General features: G+C 51.5%; 1 pseudogene. It reads right to left on the reverse strand.

The features are described from left to right. A pseudogene (locus ICN39_RS11080) lies at positions 1–373 on the reverse strand (IS3 family transposase); the annotation flags it as partial.

The raw sequence follows: 373 nt of genomic DNA on the forward strand, positions 1-373 counted from the left end.
CCCAGATGCGCGCCGTCCGATCGCGACCTAGAACAAGACCATCCCGTCTTAAAAAGATCCGAATCCGTCTGGCGCCATAGCGAGGATATTGCTCGGAATACTGGCGCATGGCAACTATTATCGGCCGATCTTTAACCGGCATCTTGCATTGGTAATCTAAGCCAGATCTAGCAACACTTAGCAGCGTACAAGCACGTCTTTGGGAGATGCCTCGCCCAACTGCATAGCGGGCCTGCTCCAGTCGATCTTGCACGCTCACCACTTTTTTACGGCAATCTCCTTCATCACTTCAATCTCGAGATCGCGCTCTGCCAAGATCTTCTTTAAACGGCCGTTCTCTTGCTCGAGTTGCTTTAAGCGTTTGACATCGTCT

This window comes from Polynucleobacter sp. AP-Reno-20A-A9, assembly GCF_018882085.1.
Classification (GTDB): domain Bacteria; phylum Pseudomonadota; class Gammaproteobacteria; order Burkholderiales; family Burkholderiaceae; genus Polynucleobacter.